Origin of the sequence: Bacillus cereus group sp. BfR-BA-01379 (assembly GCF_022663605.1) — a bacterium.
In the GTDB taxonomy this organism is placed as follows: domain Bacteria; phylum Bacillota; class Bacilli; order Bacillales; family Bacillaceae_G; genus Bacillus_A; species Bacillus_A mobilis.
The window spans coordinates 1-207 of sequence record NZ_JAKUFT010000363.1 but is presented as its reverse complement, the minus strand read 5'-3'; the positions used below and the strand labels follow the sequence as shown (position 1 = coordinate 207).

Below are 207 nucleotides of genomic sequence, written 5' to 3'. Positions count from 1 at the left end.
TTGCTTGGCGACGTCCTACTCTCACAGGGACAAGGTCCCAACTACCATCGGCGCTAGAGAGCTTAACTTCCGTGTTCGGTATGGGAACGGGTGTGCCCTCTCTGCCATCATCACCAAACTATGAAGGCATATTCCTTCAAAACTAGATAACATTGCTACATATTATATGGTTAAGTCCTCGATCTATTAGTATTCGTCAGCTCCACA

1 rRNA gene is annotated in these 207 nt (G+C 46.4%); it reads right to left on the bottom strand.

Going from position 1 to position 207, the window contains the following annotated elements:
- Positions 1-2 precede the first annotated feature (2 nt).
- Positions 3-118, bottom strand: a 5S ribosomal RNA gene (gene rrf, locus MR113_RS28260).
- Positions 119-207 lie beyond the last annotated feature (89 nt).